We start from the raw sequence: 22,108 nt of genomic DNA on the forward strand, positions 1-22,108 counted from the left end.
CGAAAGTGTCAGGCAATGCAGGGCGGGAGATAGCAGCCCCCCGCCCCCCAAGCAAGCCCGGCAGGTCCGCCAGACCGGCTTAGATCGAGATGTTGTTCAGCCCGCCATCGAGCATCACGTTCTGCCCGACCATGAAACCCGCATGAGCCGAACACATGAAGGCACAGGTCGCGCCGAACTCCTCGGGCGTGCCGTAGCGGCGCACCGGGATCGTCGCTTCGCGCTGCGCTTTCGCCTCCTCGACCGAGATGCCCTTCGTCTTCGCCGCCGCCGTATCGAGCGACACCGCGCGGTCGGTCGCGTGCAGACCCGGCAGCAGGTTGTTGATGTTCACGCCATATTCGGCGACCTGCCGCGAGGTGCCAGCGACGAAGCCGGTCAGGCCCGAGCGCGCAGAGTTCGACAGGCCGAGCTGCGCAATCGGCGCGCGCACGGATTGCGAGGTGATGTTGACCACCCGCCCCCAGCGCTGCTCGATCATGGCAGGCAGAACCGCCTGCATCATCGCGATCGGGGCGAGCATGTTCGCGTCGAGCGCCGCGATGAAATCGTCACGCGACCAGTCGCGCCAATTGCCCGGAGGCGGGCCGCCCGCATTGGTCACCAGAATATCGACCTCGCCCGCCGCGCTCAGCACCGCCGCACGCCCCTCGGGCGTGGTGATGTCGGCGGCAACGGGCGTCACGGTCACCCCGGTCGCAGCCATGATCTCGTTCGCGGTCGCGGCCAGCGCATCGGCGCCGCGCGCGTTCAGCACGATCTCGACGCCCGCCTGCGCCAGCGCCATCGCGCAGCCCCGTCCAAGCCCTTTCGACCCCGCACATACGATCGCCTTGCGGCCCTTGATCCCAAGATCCATCGCACCCTCTCCTTTGCTGTCATTCTCCGGCGTGCTCCGGCAGGGCCCCGCGCGCGAAACGCCGCGCGCCGCCCTGCCAGCTTCGCATCGGACAGTAGCTTGCGCGCGGGGGAGGACAAGCGCGCTGTCGCCGCTTGACCATCGGGAGCAGCACGCGGTAAGCCGATGCGATCCATCAGTTTCAGACGGCCCGGCAGGGCGAGGTAGAGCGCGTGTCCAACCCGAGCCAGATCGTTCACGTCTTCGAGGCCGAGGATATCTGGGTCACTTCCGGGGCCAATCATGGCGACGCGCTCGGTCCTGCCGAAGACTGCGAACCCGGCGACATCTATCAGCTTCATCGCGCCGCCAAACCGCGCCGCCTCGTGCTGGCCCAGCAAGGCGCCGCGCCCATCGTGGCGACAGGCTCCGAGATCGGCGCGCCAGGCGATGCGCTCGCGCTGATCGCGCGGCACCTGCTGATCACGCCCGAGGGCGACACGGTCGATATCCTGATGATCCGCCACGACGCGACGGGCGCGCTTTATGCTCTGCCGCTTTCACCGATGGCGGCGCGCTTCGATTACACGCTGCTGGAAGCCAGCGAAGATCCCGGCGAGGCGCTGCTGTCGGACCTCGTCTGCGTGGCCTTCACCACCGGGACGATGATCACGCTGGCAGGTGGCGCGCAGATGCCGATCGAGCAACTCACTCCGGGCGCGCGCGTGCTGACCCGCGACAATGGCCCGCAGCCGGTGAAGCTGGTGGCGAAGGCGACGATGCGCGCACTGGGGTCTTTCGCGCCGGTCGTCATTTCGGCGGGCGTGCTGGGCAATGAGGGCGATCTGGTGATCTCGCCCCATCACCGCGTGTTCCTCTATCGCCGCGGTGTGCACAAGCTGGGCGACACGTCGGAAATCCTCGTGCAGGCCAAGCACCTCGTCGATGGCGAGAATGTCTGGCAGCGCGAGGGCGGTTTCGTCGATTACTACGCGCTGGTCTTCGACCGGCACGAAATCATCTATGCCGAGGGCATCCCGGTCGAGAGCCTGATGGTCTCGGAGGCGACGCTTTCGCTGCTTCCAGAGGAACTGGGTCGCGAGATCTCGAACCGCCTGCCCGACCTCGCCCATCGCCAGCATTTCGGCACGGAAGCCACGCGCGAACTGCTGGACCGGATCGGGCGCGAGAAGCTGTTCCGCAAGCGTAAGGACTGAGGGGAGAGGGGGCTCTGCCCCCGCTTGCTGCGCAAGCCCCCCGGGATATTTTTGCCAAGAGGAAGACGTTAGCCGTTCAGCACGTCGAGCGCGGCTGCGTGGATCTCGGGCGATGCCGCAGCAAGCACCTGCCCGCCGCGATGGGCCGGACCGCCCTGCCAGTTGGTCACAAGGCCACCTGCCGCCTCGATCACGGCGATCGGGGCCGCGACGTCATAGGGCTGCAGCCCCGCCTCGACCACCAGATCGATCTGCCCCGCAGCGAGCAGCGCATAGGCGTAGCAATCCATCCCGTAGCGCGTCAGCCGCACCTGCTGCGACAGCCGCGCGAAGGCCGCGCCTTCGTCAGGCGTGCCGACTTCGGGGAAGGTGGTGAAAAGCGTCGCGCTGTCGAGCCCACGCCCGGAGCGCACGCCAAGCTCGCGCCCGCCATGTGGCCCCTCGAGTGTCGCGCGCCCGAAACCGCCGGTGAAGCGCTCTCCGATATAGGGCTGGTCGATCACGCCCATCATCGGCGCGCCGGGGCCATCCGGTTCCTCGGCGCAAAGGGCAATCAACACGCCCCATGTCGGCGTGCCCGACAGGTAGCCGCGCGTGCCGTCGATCGGGTCGAGCACCCAGGTCAGGCCGCTCTCGCCACGGGTCACGCCATATTCTTCACCGTAGATGCCATCTTGCGGGCGGCGCTCCGCGATCAGGGCGCGCATCGCGGCCTCGGCGGAGCGGTCGGCCTCGGTCACCGGATCGAAACCGCCTTCAAGCTTGTTATCCGCACCGATCCCGCCCACGGGCCGGAACTGCGCCAGGGTCTCGCGACGGGCGCAATCGGCAAGGTCATTGGCCAGCGCGGCGAGCGCCGCACGGGTGTCGGTATCGAGATCAAGCATCGGTGTCCTCCCCGGGCCGTGCCGTCACCGCAACCGACCCCCAGAAATGAGATAAGGGGAGCGGTAACCGCCCCCCTTCTCCGGGTCAAGCTGCCGACCGCCCCACATTCGGTCGCCAGTTGCGCCTAAACTCGTCCGCGCCGCGCTCAGGCGGCGTCGGACAGAACCTTCGCCAATTCGAACAGCCGGCGGCGCTGTGCCTCCGGGATCGCGTAGTAGGACCGCACGAGCGCGAGCGCCTCCTTGTCGGACAGAATATCCCCCGCCACTTCCGGTTGCATCCCGCTGTCATCCGCGAGCCCCTCGAAGAAGAACGAAATTGGAACCTCGAGCGCATCCGCGATATCCCAGAGACGCGACGCCGAGACGCGATTCATCCCGGTTTCGTATTTCTGAATCTGCTGGAATTTGATCCCAACTTTGTCCGCAAGCTGTTGTTGGGTCCTCCCAATCATCCAGCGCCGGTGCCGGATCCGCTTGCCCACGTGGACATCAACCGGATGCTTCATACTCTTTCCCCTTTAAGCCAATTTCACCCGCAAACTACCGTGCGCTGAGTGTGGCCTGCGCGGGTAAAATCGCAAACCTGTCTAAAAAGACAGGGAATTTGCGGCTTTCCGCAGCACACCTAACCTAAAGGATAGGTCGCCCGCTATTCGCCTTCCGCGTGTTTTGCGATTTGCAAATCAGCGACTCAGGTGCCGTAGGGGAAGATGGTGGCGCTAACCGGTCTTTCACGAGGGATTGATTCGCGCGTCAACCCGCGGATCGGACCTGCCGCGGGGTCGCTTCCGGCGCCAAATGTGCGGGCTGGTCCTGATCTCTCGCGCGGTTTATCACGGACGCCGAAGGGTCCGCCCGCTTGGCCGACCCGCCTCGAGACACAACCTGCCGGAGCATTCGATGCGCGCCTATGTTCAGACCGCCCCCGGGCAACGCCCCGAGCTGACCGAAATCCCCCTGCCCGCGCCGGGGCCGGGCGAGGTGCAGGTGGCCATCCGGGCCTGCGGCCTGAACTTCGCCGACCTGCTGATGATCGAGGGGAAATACCAAGACACCCCCACCCCGCCCTTCACGCTCGGGATGGAGCTCGCGGGAGAGGTCATCGCGGCAGGCGAGGGCTGCACCCTCGCCCCGGGCACGCGCGTTGCGGTCTTTGCGGGCCAAGGCGGGCTGGCGGAGGCGGGCAATTTCCCGGAAAGCCGCTGCACCCCAATGCCGGACGCGATGAGCTACGCGCAAGCGGCGGCCTTCCAGATCGCCTATGGCACTAGCCATGTGGCGCTGGAGACGCGCGCAGCGCTTGCCGAGGGCGAGACGCTGGTGGTTCTGGGCGCGGCTGGTGGTGTCGGCCTCACCGCGGTCGAGATCGGCAAGAAGATGGGCGCGCGGGTGATCGCCTGCGCGCGCGGCGAGGCGAAACAGCAAATCGCGCGGGACGCCGGAGCCGATGAGACGCTCGACAGCGAGAGCGACGACCTCAAGGGGGCCATCAAGGCACTTGGCGGCTGCGACGTGGTCTATGACGCGATCGGCGGCCCGGCGGGCGAAGCGGCGTTCCGCGCGCTGAAGCCCGGCGGGCGTTACCTCGTGATCGGGTTCGCCAGCGGCAGCCAGCCGAAACTGCCGCTGAACCACGCGCTGGTGAAGAATATCGCGATCCACGGGCTTTACTGGGGCGGCTATCTCAAGCTCGATCCGCAGGTGCTGACCGGTTCGATGGCGCGGCTGTTCGACTGGTTCGCTCAGGGCGGGCTCACCCCGCATATCGGCGCGACCTATCCGATGGAGCAGATCCCCGACGCGCTGGAGGATCTGCGCGCGCGCCGCTCCACCGGCAAGCTGGTCATCGAGATCGGCGCTCAGGCATAAGCCTCCCGGAGCATGGCGCGAAACGCATCGACCGGGTCGCCGGTCAATCGTCCCGTGTCATAGAAGCAGATGCGAGAGCGGCCGATCGCCGGCAGGCCGCTCTCGGGCCCCAAGGCCACGCATCCCAGCGGGATATATCGCGACAGACGCACCGCGACGCCCATATCGGCCGCCACCGTTGCGCTTGCCATTTCGTCCGATTGTCCCTCGAAAGCGGATTTCGCCTCGATCCCGACCGATTCAAGCGCCTCCAGTGCCGCGTCATAGAAGGCGCAGCTTTCCTCGATCGACAGCATCAGCGGGCGCTCGCAAAAGGCCCGCCCGAGCTGCGCGCCGATCCAGACCAGATCATCGGAAGCCAGCACCTCGGCCTCGTGTCCGGGCTTGTCTTCGGTGGTCAGGATAATATCCAGCTCCCCCGCATCGAACATCCGGCGCAGCACCGACGAGCGGCGCGAGACAAGCTGCAGGCGCACCATCGGCCATTGCTCGGCCATCGCGCGCAGCAGGCCCGGCATTTGCGGGCTGACCAGATCATAGGGCAGACCGAACCGCACGGTCACCTCGGCATCTGTCGCGCGCAGCCGCGCCAGCGCCGCATCGTTCTCGGCACAGATCCGGCGGGCGTGGTCCAGAAGCGAGCGCCCCGCACGGGTCAGCGCCATCTTGCGGTTCGCCCGATCGAAGAGAACCTTGTCGAGCGCCTCCTCCAAGCGGCGGATCTGCATCGACACCGCCGATTGCGTCAGGTTCAGAAGTCGCGCCGCCTGCGTCACCGACCCGGTCTCGGAGACAGTCAGCAGCGCCCGCAGCGCTGCAATATCGAGGTTTTGTGCCATGTCGGACTATCCATCACGTTTCGTGATGCTTATTAGCACAATCATTCGTTTTCATCATCAATAAACTTGCGCCATCCTTCTCGGCAGAAACGATCAGCCACGGAGGATGAGATGATGACCTTCCTGACCCGGCGCAACGCCGCCTGCTGCGCCCCTGCCCGTCCCGCCCGGCGCGGCTTCTTTGCGACCCTCGCACGCATGGCCGCCTATCACCGGTCGCGCCGGGCACTCGAGCGCCTTGATTCAAGGCTTCTCGACGACCTCGGGCTGAGCAAGACCGAGGCCGCATTCGAGGCACGGCGCCGGATTTGGGACGCCCCCGATCACTGGCGCGCGGGCCGCTGAGACAAAAGACGTGAAAACAGTGTGAAACGAGGCATTTTCGAGCGGCCCCAAATCTTGAATTTCGGGGCTGCTCTGCCAATATCGATACCGAAACCGGTCCGAGGGACGACCGGGAGATATAGTTGGAGGTGCTGATGGCTGATTTCGAAACGATGCGGACCCCCCAGGCGGGCACGCGTCAGGCTGCGATTGACGAGGGTCTTCGCGCACATATGAACAAGGTCTACGGGCTTATGTCGCTGGCGATGCTGGTGACCGGGGCCGTGGCGTTTGGTGTGGGTACGAACCCGGCGCTCGTTGCCGCGATCTTCGGCTCGGGCCTCAAATGGGTTGTGATGCTGGCTCCGCTGGCGATCGTCTTCGCCTTCGGTGCGATGATCAACAAGATGTCGACCAGCACGGCGCAGATCGTGTTCTTCGTCTATGCCGCGCTTATGGGGCTGTCGATCAGCTTCATCTTCGCCGCCTATACCGGCATCTCGATCGCGCAGACCTTCTTGGTGACGGCGATCTCCTTCGCGGGTCTTTCGCTCTACGGCTACACCACGAAGCGTAACCTGAGCGCGATGGGCTCGTTCCTGATGATGGGTCTGATCGGCCTGATCGTCGCTTCGATCGTGAACATCTTCCTCGCCTCCTCGGCGATGGCCTTCGCGATCTCGGTGATCGGCGTTCTGATCTTCGCGGGCCTCACGGCTTACGACACGCAGAACATCAAGAACACCTACCTGCAGCTTGCGGCCAGCGACTCGGAGTTCATGGGCAAAGCCGCCATCATCGGCGCGCTGCAGCTCTACCTGGACTTCCTGAACCTGTTCATGTTCCTGCTGCAATTCATGGGCAACCGCCAGTAATCGGCAGCCCAAGCCCAAGAAATCGAAAGCCCCGCCCCTCCGGCGGGGCTTTTTCATGTCAGCCCATCCGCAGCGCCATATCCAGCATGCGGTTGGAGAAGCCCCATTCGTTGTCATACCAGCCGAAGACCCGGATCAGCCCGTGCTGGGTCGCGTGCGTCTCGGGCAGCGCCATGACGATGCTCTCGGGGCGCGCACGCAGGTCGGTGGAGACGAGGGGCTTCCCGGTCGTGCCGATCACGCCACCCGCGCCTTGCAGCACCGCGTTGACCTGTTCGACCGTGGCGGGGTTTTTCACCGTCACCGCCAGATCGACCGCTGAGACCGACGCCGTGGGCACGCGCACCGCCTGCGCGATCAGGCGACCGGCGAGATCGGGCAGCACCTCTTCCATCAGCTTGCCCGCAGAGGTCGTCGTCGGCACCATCGACAGCGCCGCCGCGCGCGAGCGCTCCATCGGGCCGCGCGGCTTGTCGACCGTGGGCTGCGAGCCGGTATAGCAATGCACCGTCGTCATCGAGCCGGTGACGATCCCGAATTCCGCATCGATCAGCCGTGCAAGCGGCGCCAGCGCATTCGTCGTGCAGCTGGCGTTGGAGACGATCTTCTGCCCGTTCAGCGCCGCGTCATTCGCGCCCAGAACCACGGTGATCTCGGCGGCTTTCGCAGGTCCCGAGATCAGCACGCGAGACGCCCCGCCCGCGATCCCCTGCCCCGCGATCTGCGGGCTGTCGGCGCGGCCGGTGCATTCCATCACCAGATCGACATCCGACAGATCGAGCGTGGAGATATCATCCGCCCGGTGCAGCCCGATCCGGGTGCCGTTGATCACCAGCGCCCCCTCTTCCAGCGCGACCGTGCCGCGCCACGGGCCAAAGACGCTGTCATATTCGAACAGGTAAGCCAGCATCTCGGGCGCTTCGATATCGTTGACGCCGACGATCTCCAGCCCCGGCCAGCGCGCAGGCGCCTCCGCCCAGGCGCGCAGCACCGAGCGACCGATCCGTCCGAACCCGTTTATGAAAACACGCATCTGGCGCACCTCCTGCAAACGCCCTTAGCGCCGCAGGGCGCCAAGGGAAAGCGCGCGATTGTCACCGATACGGGCAAAGACCGCCTCAGGCGGACAATTCGCGCGCGGTGATCTGATAGGTGAAGTCCTTGGCGTCGAGATAGTCGCGGCGTTTGCCGTCGATCTCGGCCTGCGGATACATCAGATAGGGCAGCTCGGGCCCGTCCGATCCCGGCAGATCCACGTCATGCGCGTAGTTATAGCCGATCCAGTTGCCTTCCCATGCGCCGAAGAGCTTCGCGCGCACATCGACCACCTTGGGGTCTTTGAGGCCCAGATGCCCCTCGCCTTCCTGCAGCATCACCTTGCGCACATCGGCGGCGTCGGCAGGCACCCAGCCGAAGCCGCTCAGCCAGACTTCCGAGCGGCAATGCTGCGCGCCGGTGGCGTCGTCGGATTTCAGACCGAGGCTCTTGTAGCCGAAGCGCGAGGGCGCGACGCGGATGCCATAGACATCACGTGCGGGCAGACCGGCAGCCCGTGACAGCCCGACGAAGAGCGCGTTGAGATCGGCGCACTTGCCCGACAGGTCGCCCGACGTCAGCATGAAGGCGATATCGCCCAACCCGCAGCCCGGCGTCTTCGGATTGCGCACGGTGTTCTCGACGATCCATTCGTAGATCGCGCGAGCTTTCTCCAGATCGCCAGTCTTCCCGCGGGTGATCGAGTCGGCGGTCTGCTTCACGATCCCGTCGGTCGGCAACAGCTTGGTCGCGGCGGTGAAACGCGCGCGCTCGACCTCGTCCAGCGGTTCCACGTCGCCCGGTTTACTCAGATCGACCACGAAGTCCTGCGTCTGGGCCTGCGTCGTCAGGGTCAGCGTACGCGGGCCGTCGGAGGCGCCCCAGACCGCATGCACCATCGGCGTGCCGGTGTCGGATGCATTCACGATCTGCACCTCGTCCGCATCGCTTTCCCAGTTCACCGCGCCGGGCTTCATCCAGCCGTCGCCATGCACGGAGGGCACCGGCACCCAAAGCTGCGCCGTCTCGCCACCGCCGGGCAGGCTGACCTTGGTGACCAGCTCGAAGCTGCGCCAGCCCGTGGGCTTGGGATCGAACGCGGCCATCGCACCGCGCGGGCTGGCCGCCAGCGCCATCGAAGCCGCACCGAGTTGCAGAAGACGCCGTCTGTTCAAAGCCATGTCACCACTCCGCTGATTACTGGGCGCGTTCTACGCCCACGTCCCTGCAAGAACAAGGCAGCAGTTCGGTCAGCCGAACCGCCCGGTGATATAGTCCGAGGTGCGCTCCACCCGCGGGCGGGTGAAGATCTGCGCGGTCTCGCCCTCTTCGATCAGCTCGCCCAGATACATGAAGGCAGTGCGGTCGGAGACGCGGCTCGCCTGCTGCATGTTGTGGGTGACGATGGCGATGGTGAACTGCTCCTTGAGCTGATGGATCGTTTCTTCCAGCTTGCCGGTCGAGATCGGATCGAGCGCCGAGGCGGGTTCGTCGAGCAGGATCACCTCCGGCTCCACTGCGATGGTGCGCGCGACGCACAGACGCTGCTGCTGACCGCCCGAGAGAGACTGGCCCGAGCTTTGCAGCTTGTCCTTCACCTCGTCCCAAAGGGCCGCGCCCTTCAGCGCCGCCTGCACCCGATCGTCGATCTCGGATTTCGCGTAATTCGCGAGGCGTAGGCCGAAGGCGATATTCTCGTGGATCGTCATCGGGAAGGGCGTGGGTTTCTGGAACACCATGCCCACCTTCGCGCGCAGCCGGTTCAGATCGACCTTCTTGCCAAGGATATTCTCGCCATCGAGCAGCACCTCCCCCGTCGCGGTCTGCTTCGGATAAAGGTCATACATCCGATTGAGCACGCGCAAGAGCGTGGACTTGCCGCAGCCCGACGGGCCGATGAAGGCGGTCACACGGTTCTCGGGCAGGTCGAGATTGATCGATTTCAGGGCTTTGAAATCGCCATAATAGAAATCGAGATTCTTGATCGAGATGCGCGGTTTCGGCGCGGGATCGACCCCGTCGAAGGTCATCGGAGAGCGTTCGCGAGTGAGGGTATCCATCAGTGTTTCTCCTTCTTGGAGGTGACGAGGCGGGCGACAATCGACAGCGCCAGCACCGCGACGGTGATGAGAAGCGCGCCAGCCCAGGCAAGGGCCTGCCAGTTGTCATAGGGCGAAAGCGCGAATTGGAAGATGGTGATCGGCAGCGAGGCCATCGGTTGTGTCAGATCGAGGCTGAAAAAGTTGTTGGACAGCGCCGTGAAAAGAAGCGGCGCGGTCTCGCCCGAAATCCGGGCGATGGCCAGCAGCACGCCGGTCACGATCCCCGCCATCGCCGCCTTGTAGGCGACCGTGCGGATCACGATCCAGCGCGGCCAGCCCATCGCAAGCCCCGCCTCGCGCAGCTGGTCGGGCACGAGGCGCAGCATGTCCTCGGTGGTGCGCACGACGATCGGGATCACGAGGATCGCCAGTGCGACCGAGCCCGCCAGCGCCGAGAAATGCCCGAGGCTGACGACGAGCACCTGATAGACGAAGAGACCCACGATGATCGAGGGCGCCGACAGCAGGATGTCGTTCACGAAGCGGATCACCTTGGACAGCTTCGCATAGCGCCCGTATTCGGCCATGTAGGTCCCGGCAAGGATACCGATCGGCGTCCCGATCGCCACCGCGATCGCCGACATGATTACCGAGCCGAGGATCGCGTTGCGCAAGCCCCCCGGCTCCATCGGCGAGGGCGTGTCTTGGGTGAAGACGGAAAGGTTCAGCGCGCTCGCCCCCTTGTAGAGCAGGTAGAGCAGGATCACGGCCAGCACGAAGAGGCCGAGCGCCGCCGCCCCCGTGGACAGCGTCATCATCACCGCGTTGACGGTCTTTCTGCGGGTCATCGAAGCCATGTCTTACGCTCCCGACTTTTGCTTCATGCGCTTGAGCATCCACTGGGCAGCAGCGAGCACGATGAAGGTGAGAATGAACAGAACGAGGCCCAGCGCGATCAGCGACGAGGTGTAGATCGGCGTCGTGGCCTCGGTGAATTCGTTGGCGATGGCAGCCGAGATCGTGGTGCCCGGCGCGAGGATCGAGCCCGAGATGCGATGCGCGTTGCCGATCACGAAGGTCACGGCCATCGTCTCGCCCAGCGCGCGGCCAAGCGACAGCATGATGCCGCCCACCAGCGCGGTGCGCACATGCGGGATCACGATATGGCGGTTCACCTCCCAGCGGGTCATGCCCATGCCGTATGCGCTTTCACGCAGCATCGGCGGCACCGTCTGGAAAATGTCGCGCGCGAGCGAGGCGATGAAGGGCAGGATCATCATCGCGAGGATAAGCCCCGCGGTCAGCATCCCGATCCCGTAGGGCGGGTCCGCGAAAAGCCCGCCGATCACCGGGACATGGCCCAGCGTGTCGATCAGGAAGGGCTGGATATAGCTCTGCATGAAGGGCGCGAAGACGAAGAGGCCCCAGATGCCGTAGATGATCGAGGGAATGCCCGCGAGCAGCTCGATTGCGATCCCCAGCGGGCGACGCAGCACGCGCGGGCAGGTCTCGGTCAGGAAGATCGCGATGCCAAGCCCCACCGGCACCGCGATGACCATCGCGATGATCGAGGTGACGACCGTGCCGTAAAGCGGCGCCAGCGCGCCGAACTTGTCGGTCACCGGGTTCCATTTCGCGGTCCACAGGAAGGGCAGCCCGTATTCCTTAAACGCCGGCCACGCCCCCATGACGAGCGAGGCGAACACGCCCAGAAGAACCAGCAGCACCACCACCGCGGCGGCCAGCGTCAAAGAGCCGAATATCCGGTCGGACTGGGCCACCGGGCGCGTGCTCTTCACGCCTCTGTCGTAATCGCTTGTCGCCGTCATCGCGCACTCCACTCAAAATCGCAGAAAGGGAGGGCCGCAGATGCAGCCCTCCCCCGAAGGTGTTTATGGCAGGAAGGATCAGTGGTTCATCGACCAGACAGCTTTGCCGTCCTTGCCTTTGATCTGACCCCATTCCTTCTTGATCTGAGCCACGACGTTTTCGGGCATCGGGATGTAGTCCAGCTTGGCCGCCGCATCGCCACCGTTCGCATAGGCCCAGTCGAAGAACTTCAGCGCTTCGGTCGAAGCTGCACCGTCCTTGGCGTCCTTGTGCATCAGGATGAAGGTCGCCGCGGTCATCGGCCAGGTCTTGTCGCCCGGCTGGTTGGCGAGGATGACGCCGAAGCCCGGCTGGCTCGACCAGTCGGCATTGGCGGCGGCTGCGGCAAAGGCTTCGGCCTTCGGCGCGACTTTCTTGCCTGCTTTGTTGATCATGTCCGTGTAGGTCATGTTGTTCTGCAGCGCGTAGGCATATTCGACATAGCCGATCGAGTTCTTGGTCTGATCGACGTTCGCAGCCACGCCCTGGTTACCTTTGGCGCCAAGACCCACCGGCCATTCGACAGCGGTCGAGACGCCGATGTCGTTCTTCCAGGTCTCGTCGACCGAGGCGAGGTAATAGGTGTAGTTGAAGGTGGTGCCCGAACCGTCCGAACGGTGGACGACGGCGATCGCCGCGTCGGGGAGCTTCACGCCTTCGTTGAGCTTGGCGATGGCCGGATCGTTCCACTGGGTGATCTTGCCTTCGTAGATTTTCGCCAGCGTCTCGCCGTCGAGAACCAGCTCGCCCGGCTTGATGCCGTCGACGTTCACGACCGGGACGATGCCGCCCATGACGGTCGGGAACTGAACCAGCGTGTTCTCTTTCAGCTCGTCGCCGCCCAGCGGCTTGTCCGAGGCGCCGAAGGTCACGGTGCGGGATTCGATCTGCTTGATGCCGCCGCCCGAGCCGATGGCTTGGTAGTTGAGGCCCGTGCCCGTCTTCTCTTTGTAGGTTTTCGCCCAAGCCGAGTAGATCGGATAGGGGAAGGTCGCGCCGGCGCCGGAGATGTCGGCGGCCTGCACCGCGGCGGCCGAAGCCAGCGTCGCACCGGCGATCGCGGCGGTGAGGGTGAGGCGGGTGATGAACATTGAACAGTCCTCGCTGTCAGAATTCGGATGCTATGAACGCGGTAACGAAACTCGTCCCGTCCGCTGGGTGCACTCATGACGGGGCTTTTTGACAGCTATGTAACAGTCGCGATTGCGTGACAGAGCGTGATAATCGGGCGTTTTTAGGGACTTCTGGCTCACGACCCCCGCTGTGCGAAAGCCCCTGAAATGGCAGGGAACAAGACGCTTTCACACGCGCCTGGCCATCACGCCGAAATCGCGACGCCGCGAGGCATGGATGTTTTCAGCCGACCCTTACGTAAATTTCGCCGAGAAAATGACAGTCCGCAGGCGATTTTTGTGACAGTTTCGGTGTCACGAAGCGGTCGCGAAGGCCAGATTGCCCTGCCCTCGCGACTCAGAATCGACGTGCGGCGAGCGGATGCCGCACGATCTGACTCGCGGCGGGGCTCACAAGATTACGTGCGGCTCGGGCACACCGACGAAGGGCGCGCGCAGCAGATAGGACAGCCCCTGATCCGCATCGGGGTCGGTCATGCCCTCCAGCGCGCTCGTGACCAGCACGTCGCGCATATCCGCGCCACCGAAGGCCGGACAGGTGCTGTTCTTCCCCGGCAAATCGAGATGATGGGTCATGCGGCCTTCCGCATCGAAACGGGCCACCCGCCCCGAACTCCAAAGCGCGCACCAGAAGCCACCCTCTGCATCGACCACCGCGCCGTCGGGATAGAGGTCCTCGGACGAGAGGTCGAGAAACAGCCGGCTCTCGCCCTCGGGCCAGCCATCCGCATCAAGCGGCTGGCACCAGACCTTATGGCTGGGCGTATCGGCGTAGTAAGCCGTGCGACCGTCGAGCGTGAAGCAGATCGCGTTGGGGATCGAAATCTCCGAGACGAGACGGCGCAGCTCGCCCCGGTAATAGCGATAAATCGTGCCGCGCCCGCGCTCGGCCTCTTTGCCCATCGTGCCGAACCAGAAGCCACCCTGCCGATCCGCCCGCCCGTCATTCGAGCGGGTGCCGGGATCGTCGGCCTCCACTTCGACGAGCGGCTCGAGCGTGCCCTCGCCGATGTGGAACAGCGACAGGCCGGTCTCGGTCGCGAGGATCATCCGCTCGCGATCCACCCAGCCTGCCGCCGAGGCCATGCCCTCGAACTGCCATTCGAGCGGGCCGTTGGCATCGCGCGTCAGCAGCTTGCGGTTCAGGATATCGAACCAGAAGAACTGGCTGCGCTCGGGATGCCAGAACGGCCCCTCCCCCAGCTCGCAAACCCTGTCGTCAAACACGCTCATATGAATCCTCCCGCAATTTGCGGAAGCCTCTCACCCCTGCAGGTCTTCGGGCAAGAGGTTCTCGGGAATGTTCTGGAAACAAACGGGCCGCAGGAAACGCCGGATCGCGAGCGTGCCGACGCTGGTCGCGCCGAAATTCGTGGACGCCGGGTAAGGCCCGCCATGGACCATCGCGTCGCAGACCTCCACGCCGGTCGGGAAACCGTTGGCGAGCACCCGGCCCGCCTTGCGCTCCAGCACCGGCAGCAGCCGTCCGGCCAGCGCCGCATCGCCGTCATCCATATGCAGCGTCGCGGTCAACTGCCCCGAGAAGCTGCGTGCGACCTTCAGCATCTCGTCGTCATCCTTGACCGTCACGATCAGCCCGAGCGGGCCGAAGACTTCCTCAGAGAGAACTTCGTTCTCCAGCCAATCGGCGGCGGAGACGCGGAACAGGTAGGGCTTCGCCTCGCGCCGGTCGCAAACCTGAGTGAGCAATTGCTGAACGCCTCCGGCCTCCTCGAACCGCGCGGCGCCCTTGGTATAGGCTTCGGCGATGCCGTCAGTCAGCATGACCTGCGAGCCACCGGCCTCGAGCGCTGCGAGAGCCGCAGTCACGAAACTCTCGCCCTCGGTGCCTTCCCGAACGACCACGATGCCGGGATTGGTGCAGAACTGGCCCGCCCCCATCATCAGCGAGGCCGCCCAGCCCACGCCCAGATCCTCGCCGCGCGCCGCGATCGCTTCCGGCAGCATGAACATCGGGTTGACCGAGCCCAGTTCGCCGAAGAAGGGGATCGGCTCGGGACGCTGCGCGCAAAGGTCGTAAAGCGCCTTGCCGCCGCCCAAGCTGCCGGTGAAGCCGACCGCCTTGATCAGCGGGTGCTGCACCAGCCCCTGCCCCACATCATGCGAGCCGCCTTGGACGAGGCTGAACACGCCCTTGGGCATTCCGCAGTTCTCGACGGCGGCCTTGATCGCTTCGGCCACGATCTCGCCGGTGCCGGGATGCGCCGGATGGCCCTTCACCACGACCGGGCAGCCCGCCGCCAGCGCCGAGGCCGTGTCGCCGCCCGCCGTCGAAAACGCGAGCGGGAAATTCGACGCACCGAAGACCGCGACCGGGCCGATGGGACGTTGGATCATCCGCAGATCGGGGCGCGGCAGCGGCTGGCGATCGGGCAGCGCCTTGTCGTGGCGGCGATCCAGATAGTCGCCCTTGCGAATATGCTCCGCAAACATCCGTAGTTGGCCGGTGGTGCGCCCGCGCTCGCCATTCAGACGCGCTTCGGGCAGACCGCTTTCCTGCGTGCCGATTTCGGTAATCGCCTCACCGCGCGCTTCGATCTCGTCGGCAATCATCTCGAGGAACTTGGCGCGGGTTTCGCGGCTCGAATAGCCATAGTCCCAGAACGCATCCTCGGCCGCTTCGCAGGCGGCATTCACCATCTCGACCGTGCCCATGCAGAACTCGTGCGAGGGCCCATGCGCCGGGTCAGACGTGAAACGCGTCTCGGTCTTTACCCAATCGCCTGCGATCAGATGCTTGCCATGCGGGGTATAGGTCATTTGGTATCCTTCAGAATTCGAAGTCTTCAACAGCGGTGCGGCGGCCCAGCAGGAACGCGTCGGCGACATGCACCATCGGCGCGAGATCCACGTCGGATGCGCCCTGCCGCACCAGCTCTGCCATGCGGGCATAGAGTGCGGGGTATTCTTCCATGATGCTCTCGACACCCTCGGCTTTCGCGCCGCCGATCTCAAGGACGTTGCCACCAAGGCGCAACGCCATCGACCCGGCATCGGTTTCCAGCTCGATATCCCAGGTCTGGGGGCCTTCCTGTCGCCAGTCGAAATCCGCCTCGATCGCGCCGGTAAAGTTCAGCCGCGCGGCGATGGGGGCCTGTCGGTTGACGGGAAACTCCAGCTCCGCCGAGGTCAGGTGAACCGGCGCGGGTAGAATCTCGGTTAGGATCGAAAGCGCATTGATGCCCGGATCGAAGACGCCCATTCCACCGGGCTCGAACACCCAGTCCTGTCCGGGGTGCCATTTGCGCACATCCTCGCGCCATGTGATCCGGCCCGACTGAACCTTGCGATCGGACAGCCACGCCTTGGCCGCGGCCACCGCATGCGCCATGCGAGAATGCCACGTGGCGAACAGCGTGAGGCCCCGCGCAGAAGCCATCGCCTCGAGCGTATGCACCTCGGCCAAGGTCGCCCCGGGCGGCTTTTCGAGCATCACATGCCGCCCGGCGTCCAGCGCGGCGCGCGCAGCCAGAAAGCGCGGCACGGGCGGTAGGCAGAGGCTCACCACCTCGATCTCGGGATGAGCGGAGAGCATCTCCTCGATCTGCGTATAGGCGGGCACCCCCTCGACCGTGCCATGCCGCGAGACCGTCGCGGCCAGTTCCCAATCGGGGCTGGCAGCGATTGCGGGCACGTGCTGATCCAGAGCGATCTTGCCGATGCCGACGAGCGCGAGTTTCATCAGTGACTGTCCTTTCCGACCGGGTTGCCCCGGCAGCCGACGAGGAAATCGAGATCGGCTCCGGTATCCGCGCCCATCACATGCGCCTGATGCAGCCAGGCATAGCCACCTTCCGGCCGCTCATGGCTCGGTTGCCACTTCGCAAGGCGCTCGGCCAGTTCCGCGTCCGAGATTTCGAGCGTCAGGCTCCGGTTCGGAACGTCGAGCGAGATCATGTCGCCGTTTTGCACGACCGCGAGCGGCCCTCCGGCCGCCGCCTCGGGCGAGGTGTGCAGCACGACCGTGCCATAGGCCGTCCCCGACATCCGCGCATCAGAGATGCGGACCATATCGGTGATGCCCTTCTTCAGCACTTTCGGCGGCAGGCCCATATTGCCTACCTCAGACATGCCGGGATAACCCTTAGGGCCGCAATTCTTCAGCACCATCACGCAGGTCTCGTCGATATCGAGCGCGTCGTCGTTGATCTTCGCCTTGTAGTCGTCGATATCCTCGAAGACGACGGCGCGCCCACGGTGGGTCAGCAGATGCGGGCTCGCTGCAGAGGGTTTGAGCACCGCCCCTTTCGGCGCGAGATTGCCGCGCACCACCGCGATGCCGCCCTGATCGGTCAGCGGCTTGTCGGCGGGCAGGATCACGTCCTCGTTCCAGTTCACGACGTCCTTGACCTCGTCCCAGATCGCCCCGCCCGACACGGTCAGCGCATCCTTGTGCAGTTGCCCCGCCTCGCCCAGACGCTTCAGCACGACCGGCAGGCCGCCCGCGTAGAAGAACTCTTCCATCAGGTATTTGCCCGACGGCATCAGGTTGACGATGGTCTTCACATCGCGCCCGCAACGGTCCCAGTCATCGAGCGTGACATCCACGCCCACACGCCCCGCCAGCGCCAGAAGATGCACCACCGCGTTGGTCGAGCCGCCAATCGCGCCATTGGTGCGGATCGCGTTCTCGAAAGCCTGCTTGGTCATGACGTCGGAGGGTTTCAGATCGTCCTTCACCATCTGCACGATGCGCCGGCCCGAAAGCTGCGCCATCACCCGGCGGCGACTGTCCACTGCCGGGATCGCGGCGTTGCCGGAAAGCGCCATGCCGAGTGCCTCTGCCATGCTCGCCATCGTGCTTGCCGTCCCCATCGTATTGCAGGTGCCCGAAGAGCGAGACATCGAGGCCTCGGCCTCGAGGAATTCCTCCTGCGTCATCTCCCCCGCCTTCACGGCTTCGGAGAATTTCCACAGATGCGTGCCGGAGCCCACGCGCTCGCCGCGGAAATAGCCGTTCAGCATCGGCCCGCCGGTCACGACGATGGACGGAATATCGCAGCTCGCCGCCGCCATCATCAGGGATGGCGTGGTCTTGTCGCAGCCCACCAGAAGCACCGCACCGTCCATCGGCTGGCCGCGGATCGTTTCTTCGATCGCGAGCGCTGCGAGGTTGCGAAACATCATCGCAGTCGGGCGGAACGTGTTCTCCGAGGCCGAGAAGACCGGCACTTCGACCGGGAAGCCGCCGGCCTCCCAGATGCCCGCCTTCACCTTCTCGGCCAGCTCGCGCAGGTGGCCGTTGCAGGGCGTCAGATCGGACCATGTGTTGAGGATGCCGATGATCGGGCGCCCGTCGAACAGGTCATGCGGATAGCCTTGGTTCTTCATCCAGCCGCGGTGATAGATCGTGTCGCGCGTATTGCCGCCATACCATTCCTGCGAACGCAGTTTGCGGGGCCAAGGGGCGGGAGTGAAAGCCATATCGGACCTCAGAGGCTGGCGACGGCCACGGGGGCCAACGCGTCGGAATTGCGGGCGAGCGGATTGCGTAGCGCGAGGCCAAACGCGGGGCATTCGATCTCGAAGACGTCGCCCGGTTCGGCGCTGATCCCGTCGGCGAAGCTGAGCGTCGCGGTGCCGAAGAAATGCACATGCACATCGCCCGGATCGCGGAAGGGCGCGTATTTGAAATGGTGATGTTCGAGATTGGCGATCGTGTGAGACATGTTCGCCTCGCCTGAGAGAAACGGCTTTTCCCAGAGCGTTTCACCATCGCGCAGGATGCGGCTGGTGCCCTCGACGCTATCCGGCAGATCGCCCACAAGCATCTCGGGACCGAAGCTCGCCGGGCGCAGTTTGGAATGGGCGAGCCACAGGTAGTTCCCGCGCTCGGTCACGTGGTCGGAGAACTCGTTGCCAAGCGCGAAGCCCACACGGACCGGCTGACCGTCGGGCGCGATGACGTAAATCCCCGCGACCTCCGGCTCCTCGCCGCCATCGAGCGCGAAGCCCGGCGAGGTGAGCGCAGCGCCCGGCGCGACGGCGGCCAGACCGTTGCCTTTGTAGAACCACTCGGGCTGCACGCCCACCGAGCCAGCGGCGGGCTTGCCGCCCTCCAGTCCCATGCGGAACATCTTCATGCTGTCGGTCATCTCTTCGGTGACCTTGGTATGCATCGCGTCGCGGGTGGAGGCGGAGCCCAGATGGGTCAGCCCCGTGCCCGTGAGATGCAGATGCGCGGCATCGGGGTGATCGAGCGGCACCAGCATCCGCCCCTCGGCATAGGCGGCCTCCAGGTCCACCTCTTCCCCCTGCCCGCGCGCGGCGATCTCGGCAGCCAGATCGTGCCCGGCGGCGATCGCGGCCAGCGCCAGATCGCGGGTCGAGGTGACGCCCGGAACCAGATGCGCGGGGCCGTCTTCACGCACGGCCACGGCGCGCGATCCGTCGGCAAGGGTCAATTGCGAGAGCAACATCTCAGGCTTCCTTGTTCTTGTTGTAGACATCGAAGAAGACGGCTGCGAGCAGCACGAGCCCTTTGATGACCTGTTGGTAATCGATGCCAATCCCGAGGATCGACATACCGTTATTCATCACGCCCATGATGAAAGCGCCGACGACCGCGCCGATGATCTTGCCGGAACCGCCCGACATCGATGCGCCCCCGATGAAAACGGCCGCGATCACGTCGAGTTCGACCGCGAAGCCCGCCTTCGGGGTCGCGGTATTCAGACGTGCGGCGAAGACCAGACCGGCAAGCGCCGCCAGCAGGCCCATGTTCACGAAGGTCAGGAAGGTCAGCCGCTCGGTGCGGATACCCGAAAGCTTGGCCGCCTTGGAGTTGCCGCCCACCGCGTAGACCCGACGGCCTAGCGTGGTGCGTTCGGTCACGAAGACATAGATGATCGTCAGGATCACCATCGACAGCAGCACGTTCGGCAGACCGCGGAACCATGCGAGTTTCCACGTCACGAAGAGAAGCGCCACGGCGACGATCGCATTGCGGAGCACGAAGAGGCCAAGCGGTTCGCCCTCGATCCCGTAGCGCGCATCGCGGGACCGCGCCCGCAGGCCCAGCCAGACAAGCAGCACCACAGCCGCGACACCGACCGCCAGTGCCAGCATGTTCGGACGGCCCACGCCGAACGGGTCCGCGATGAACCCGGTCGACAGTGCCTGGAACGATTTCGGGAAGGGGCCGATGGATTGGCCTTCGAGTAGCCAGAGCGACAACCCGCGGAACACCAGCATCCCCGCCAGCGTCACGATGAAGGAGGGGATTTTCCAATAGGCCACGAAATAGCCCTGCACCGCGCCGATCGCCATGCCCATCACGAGGCACGCCGGGATCGCCACCGCGACCGGCAGGTCCATCGACACGATCAGCACCGCGGCGAAGGCCCCGATGAAACCCATGACCGAGCCGACCGAGAGGTCGATATTGCCCCCCACGATCACCAGCAACATGCCCAAGGCCATGATGATGATATAGCTGTTCTGCAGGAATAGGTTGGTGATGTTGACCGGTTTGAGCAGCGTGCCGCCCGTCACGATCTGGAAGAACAGCATGATCGCGATCAACGCAAACAGCAGTCCGTATTCGCGGATGTGGCGCGCGATATAGGCGCCGATCCCAAGGCCTCCCGAAGGCTCGGAATTCGCTTGTTCGATCTGGTCCATGACTTTCCCTATTCCCTAACGATCAAGGACATGATGCGCTCCTGGCTGGCCTCGTCGGCGTTCAACTCGCCCACGAAGCTGCCCTCGTTCATCACGTAGATCCGGTCGGACATGCCCAAGAGTTCCGGCATCTCCGAAGAGATCATGATGACGGCCTTCCCGGCCGCGCTCAGTTCATTGATGATCCCGTAGATTTCGTATTTCGCGCCGACATCGATGCCGCGCGTCGGTTCGTCGAGGATCAGCACCTCCGGCTCGGTAAAGAGCCATTTCGCGAGCACGACCTTCTGCTGGTTGCCGCCCGAGAGGTTCATCACCTTCTGGAAGACCGAGGGCGTGCGGATATTGAGGTCGCGACGGTATTTCTCGGCCACCTCGGTCTCGCGGAAATCTTCGACCACGCCGTTCTTCGCCACCGCGCCGAGATTGGCGAGGCTGGTGTTGCGCTGGATCGTCTCTTCGAGGATCAGCCCGAGGCTCTTGCGGTCCTCGGTGACATAGGCGAGCCCCGCCGCGATGGCGCGGTCGACGGTGGAGACATCCGCGGGCTTGCCGTGGATCAGCACCTCGCCCGAGATGTCGCGCCCGTAGCTGCGTCCGAAGACGCTCATGGCAAGCTCGGTGCGGCCCGAGCCCATCAGCCCCGCGATGCCGACCACCTCGCCGGCGCGGACATGCATCGACAGGTCGCGGATCATCTGGCGGTCGCGATGCTCGGGGTGGCGCACGTTCCAGTTCTTCAGCTCGAAGAGCACCTCGCCCGCGCGACGGGTCCGGTCGGGGAAGCGATGCGCCATGTCGCGGCCCACCATGTCGCGCACGATGCGGTCTTCGGTGAGATCGCCACCGCGCGCGTCTATGGTGGAGATCGTGGCGCCGTCGCGGATCACGGTCACGCTGTCGGCCACGCGCTTCACCTCGTTCAGCTTGTGGCTGATGATGATCGAGGTGACGCCCTGCGCCTTCAGTTCCAGCAGCAGATCCAGCAGCGCCTGACTGTCGGATTCCGACAGCGCCGCAGTCGGCTCGTCGAGGATCAGGAGGCGCACGTTCTTCGACAGCGCCTTCGCGATCTCGACCAACTGCTGCTTGCCCACGCCGAGGCTGTCGACCAGCGTGCCGGGCGCCTCGCGCAGCCCGACCTTCTTCAGCAGGCCTTCGGTCTGCTGGAAGGTTTCCTGCCAGTTGATCACACCGCTCTGGGCGCGCTCATTGCCCAGATAGATATTCTCGGCAATCGACAGCAGCGGCACGAGCGCCAGTTCCTGATGGATGATAATTATGCCGCGATCTTCGCTGTCGCGGATGTCGCGGAATTCGGCAGCGGCGCCGTCATAGACGATCTCGCCCTCGTAGCTGCCTGCGGGATAGACGCCTGAGAGCACTTTCATCAGGGTCGACTTACCCGCGCCGTTCTCGCCGCAGATCGCGTGGATTTCACCGTCACGGACCGCGATCGAGACGTCGTCGAGCGCTTTCACACCAGGAAAGGTCTTGGTGATGTTGCGCATTTCAAGAAGGGTGGTCATCCGA

21 protein-coding genes are annotated in these 22,108 nt (G+C 64.8%); 4 read left to right on the top strand and 17 right to left on the bottom strand.

Features of this window, described 5'->3' with window-relative positions; translation table 11 throughout:
- Window positions 1–79: 79 nt before the first annotated feature.
- On the bottom strand, window positions 80–859 hold the full coding sequence (locus BMI87_RS06165) for an SDR family oxidoreductase (protein WP_078520291.1): 780 nt from the start codon (window positions 857–859) through the stop codon (window positions 80–82).
- A gap of 212 nt (window positions 860–1,071) precedes the next feature.
- Between BMI87_RS06165 and BMI87_RS06170 the strand changes: the two genes are divergently transcribed.
- Entirely contained in the window at window positions 1,072–2,055 is a 984-nt protein-coding gene (locus tag BMI87_RS06170) for a Hint domain-containing protein (protein WP_078520292.1), read from the top strand.
- A gap of 68 nt (window positions 2,056–2,123) precedes the next feature.
- On the opposite strand, the gene BMI87_RS06175 is transcribed toward BMI87_RS06170, so the two are convergent.
- Complete coding sequence (locus tag BMI87_RS06175; protein WP_078520293.1) at window positions 2,124–2,942, bottom strand: inositol monophosphatase family protein; 819 nt, start codon at window positions 2,940–2,942, stop codon at window positions 2,124–2,126.
- 146 nt (window positions 2,943–3,088) lie between these two features.
- Complete coding sequence (locus BMI87_RS06180) at window positions 3,089–3,451, bottom strand: helix-turn-helix domain-containing protein (protein WP_078520294.1); 363 nt, start codon at window positions 3,449–3,451, stop codon at window positions 3,089–3,091.
- A gap of 394 nt (window positions 3,452–3,845) precedes the next feature.
- Between BMI87_RS06180 and BMI87_RS06185 the strand changes: the two genes are divergently transcribed.
- Window positions 3,846–4,814, top strand: a complete 969-nt coding sequence (locus tag BMI87_RS06185; RefSeq protein ID WP_078520295.1) for an NADPH:quinone oxidoreductase family protein — start codon at window positions 3,846–3,848, stop codon at window positions 4,812–4,814.
- On the opposite strand, the gene BMI87_RS06190 is transcribed toward BMI87_RS06185, so the two are convergent.
- Complete coding sequence (locus BMI87_RS06190) at window positions 4,805–5,653, bottom strand: LysR family transcriptional regulator (protein WP_078520296.1); 849 nt, start codon at window positions 5,651–5,653, stop codon at window positions 4,805–4,807. The genes BMI87_RS06185 and BMI87_RS06190 overlap by 10 nt on opposite strands.
- A gap of 114 nt (window positions 5,654–5,767) precedes the next feature.
- Between BMI87_RS06190 and BMI87_RS06195 the strand changes: the two genes are divergently transcribed.
- Both BMI87_RS06195 and BMI87_RS06200 read left to right on the top strand, forming a co-directional pair.
- Window positions 5,768–5,998 (top strand): DUF1127 domain-containing protein, encoded by a 231-nt coding sequence (locus BMI87_RS06195; RefSeq protein WP_078520581.1) that lies wholly within the window; start codon window positions 5,768–5,770, stop codon window positions 5,996–5,998.
- A gap of 134 nt (window positions 5,999–6,132) precedes the next feature.
- Window positions 6,133–6,852, top strand: coding sequence for a Bax inhibitor-1/YccA family protein (locus BMI87_RS06200; protein WP_078520582.1), 720 nt, complete (start codon window positions 6,133–6,135; stop codon window positions 6,850–6,852).
- Window positions 6,853–6,910: 58 nt separating this feature from the next.
- Here BMI87_RS06200 and BMI87_RS06205 read toward each other — a convergent pair whose 3' ends face one another.
- The 13 genes from BMI87_RS06205 to mmsA form a co-directional block, all read right to left on the bottom strand.
- Window positions 6,911–7,885 (bottom strand): type I glyceraldehyde-3-phosphate dehydrogenase, encoded by a 975-nt coding sequence (locus BMI87_RS06205; RefSeq protein WP_078520297.1) that lies wholly within the window; start codon window positions 7,883–7,885, stop codon window positions 6,911–6,913.
- Window positions 7,886–7,970: 85 nt separating this feature from the next.
- On the bottom strand, window positions 7,971–9,068 hold the full coding sequence (locus BMI87_RS06210) for a transglutaminase-like domain-containing protein (RefSeq protein ID WP_078520298.1): 1,098 nt from the start codon (window positions 9,066–9,068) through the stop codon (window positions 7,971–7,973).
- 69 nt (window positions 9,069–9,137) lie between these two features.
- On the bottom strand, window positions 9,138–9,917 hold the full coding sequence (gene pstB, locus BMI87_RS06215; RefSeq protein WP_078520583.1) for a phosphate ABC transporter ATP-binding protein PstB: 780 nt from the start codon (window positions 9,915–9,917) through the stop codon (window positions 9,138–9,140).
- A 29-nt stretch (window positions 9,918–9,946) separates the two neighbouring features.
- The gene (gene pstA / locus BMI87_RS22000) at window positions 9,947–10,786 is read right to left on the bottom strand and encodes a phosphate ABC transporter permease PstA (protein ID WP_083079010.1); all 840 of its coding nucleotides are present in this window, start codon (window positions 10,784–10,786) and stop codon (window positions 9,947–9,949) included.
- A 3-nt stretch (window positions 10,787–10,789) separates the two neighbouring features.
- The gene (gene pstC / locus BMI87_RS22005; protein WP_146681520.1) at window positions 10,790–11,758 is read right to left on the bottom strand and encodes a phosphate ABC transporter permease subunit PstC; all 969 of its coding nucleotides are present in this window, start codon (window positions 11,756–11,758) and stop codon (window positions 10,790–10,792) included.
- A 78-nt stretch (window positions 11,759–11,836) separates the two neighbouring features.
- Entirely contained in the window at window positions 11,837–12,889 is a 1,053-nt protein-coding gene (gene pstS / locus BMI87_RS06225) for a phosphate ABC transporter substrate-binding protein PstS (protein ID WP_078520299.1), read from the bottom strand.
- Window positions 12,890–13,321: 432 nt separating this feature from the next.
- Complete coding sequence (locus BMI87_RS06230) at window positions 13,322–14,170, bottom strand: SMP-30/gluconolactonase/LRE family protein (protein WP_146681521.1); 849 nt, start codon at window positions 14,168–14,170, stop codon at window positions 13,322–13,324.
- A 24-nt stretch (window positions 14,171–14,194) separates the two neighbouring features.
- The gene (locus tag BMI87_RS06235) at window positions 14,195–15,712 is read right to left on the bottom strand and encodes an aldehyde dehydrogenase (NADP(+)) (protein WP_078520301.1); all 1,518 of its coding nucleotides are present in this window, start codon (window positions 15,710–15,712) and stop codon (window positions 14,195–14,197) included.
- A gap of 10 nt (window positions 15,713–15,722) precedes the next feature.
- Complete coding sequence (locus BMI87_RS06240; RefSeq protein WP_078520302.1) at window positions 15,723–16,634, bottom strand: Gfo/Idh/MocA family protein; 912 nt, start codon at window positions 16,632–16,634, stop codon at window positions 15,723–15,725.
- Window positions 16,634–18,376, bottom strand: a complete 1,743-nt coding sequence (gene araD, locus BMI87_RS06245) for an L-arabinonate dehydratase (RefSeq protein ID WP_078520303.1) — start codon at window positions 18,374–18,376, stop codon at window positions 16,634–16,636. Before araD ends, BMI87_RS06240 begins: the two co-directional genes overlap by 1 nt.
- 8 nt (window positions 18,377–18,384) lie before the next feature.
- Window positions 18,385–19,371 (bottom strand): AraD1 family protein, encoded by a 987-nt coding sequence (gene araD1 / locus BMI87_RS06250; protein WP_078520304.1) that lies wholly within the window; start codon window positions 19,369–19,371, stop codon window positions 18,385–18,387.
- Window position 19,372: 1 nt separating this feature from the next.
- Window positions 19,373–20,575: a multiple monosaccharide ABC transporter permease gene (mmsB, locus tag BMI87_RS06255; protein WP_078520305.1), complete on the bottom strand. Its 1,203-nt coding sequence runs from the start codon at window positions 20,573–20,575 to the stop codon at window positions 19,373–19,375.
- A gap of 8 nt (window positions 20,576–20,583) precedes the next feature.
- The gene (gene mmsA / locus BMI87_RS06260) at window positions 20,584–22,104 is read right to left on the bottom strand and encodes a multiple monosaccharide ABC transporter ATP-binding protein (RefSeq protein WP_078520306.1); all 1,521 of its coding nucleotides are present in this window, start codon (window positions 22,102–22,104) and stop codon (window positions 20,584–20,586) included.
- Between the last annotated feature and the right edge of the window lie 4 nt (window positions 22,105–22,108).

The sequence above is a fragment of the Thioclava sp. F28-4 genome (assembly GCF_002020045.1).
GTDB classification, from domain to species: Bacteria; Pseudomonadota; Alphaproteobacteria; order Rhodobacterales; family Rhodobacteraceae; genus Thioclava; species Thioclava sediminum.

Bases quoted from the DNA above. Each gene is read 5' to 3' on its own strand.
- pstC (WP_146681520.1), bottom strand. From the start codon at position 11,758: ATGACGGCGACAAGCGATTACGACAGAGGCGTGAAGAGCACGCGCCCG.
- pstA (WP_083079010.1), bottom strand. From the start codon at position 10,786: ATGGCTTCGATGACCCGCAGAAAGACCGTCAACGCGGTGATGATGACG.
- mmsB (WP_078520305.1), bottom strand. From the start codon at position 20,575: ATGGACCAGATCGAACAAGCGAATTCCGAGCCTTCGGGAGGCCTTGGG.
- pstB (WP_078520583.1), bottom strand. From the start codon at position 9,917: ATGACCTTCGACGGGGTCGATCCCGCGCCGAAACCGCGCATCTCGATC.
- araD (WP_078520303.1), bottom strand. From the start codon at position 18,376: ATGGCTTTCACTCCCGCCCCTTGGCCCCGCAAACTGCGTTCGCAGGAA.
- BMI87_RS06195 (WP_078520581.1), top strand. From the start codon at position 5,768: ATGACCTTCCTGACCCGGCGCAACGCCGCCTGCTGCGCCCCTGCCCGT.
- pstS (WP_078520299.1), bottom strand. From the start codon at position 12,889: ATGTTCATCACCCGCCTCACCCTCACCGCCGCGATCGCCGGTGCGACG.
- BMI87_RS06210 (WP_078520298.1), bottom strand. From the start codon at position 9,068: ATGGCTTTGAACAGACGGCGTCTTCTGCAACTCGGTGCGGCTTCGATG.
- BMI87_RS06185 (WP_078520295.1), top strand. From the start codon at position 3,846: ATGCGCGCCTATGTTCAGACCGCCCCCGGGCAACGCCCCGAGCTGACC.
- araD1 (WP_078520304.1), bottom strand. From the start codon at position 19,371: ATGTTGCTCTCGCAATTGACCCTTGCCGACGGATCGCGCGCCGTGGCC.
- BMI87_RS06240 (WP_078520302.1), bottom strand. From the start codon at position 16,634: ATGAAACTCGCGCTCGTCGGCATCGGCAAGATCGCTCTGGATCAGCAC.
- BMI87_RS06190 (WP_078520296.1), bottom strand. From the start codon at position 5,653: ATGGCACAAAACCTCGATATTGCAGCGCTGCGGGCGCTGCTGACTGTC.
- BMI87_RS06235 (WP_078520301.1), bottom strand. From the start codon at position 15,712: ATGACCTATACCCCGCATGGCAAGCATCTGATCGCAGGCGATTGGGTA.
- mmsA (WP_078520306.1), bottom strand. From the start codon at position 22,104: ATGACCACCCTTCTTGAAATGCGCAACATCACCAAGACCTTTCCTGGT.
- BMI87_RS06165 (WP_078520291.1), bottom strand. From the start codon at position 859: ATGGATCTTGGGATCAAGGGCCGCAAGGCGATCGTATGTGCGGGGTCG.
- BMI87_RS06200 (WP_078520582.1), top strand. From the start codon at position 6,133: ATGGCTGATTTCGAAACGATGCGGACCCCCCAGGCGGGCACGCGTCAG.
- BMI87_RS06180 (WP_078520294.1), bottom strand. From the start codon at position 3,451: ATGAAGCATCCGGTTGATGTCCACGTGGGCAAGCGGATCCGGCACCGG.
- BMI87_RS06205 (WP_078520297.1), bottom strand. From the start codon at position 7,885: ATGCGTGTTTTCATAAACGGGTTCGGACGGATCGGTCGCTCGGTGCTG.
- BMI87_RS06175 (WP_078520293.1), bottom strand. From the start codon at position 2,942: ATGCTTGATCTCGATACCGACACCCGTGCGGCGCTCGCCGCGCTGGCC.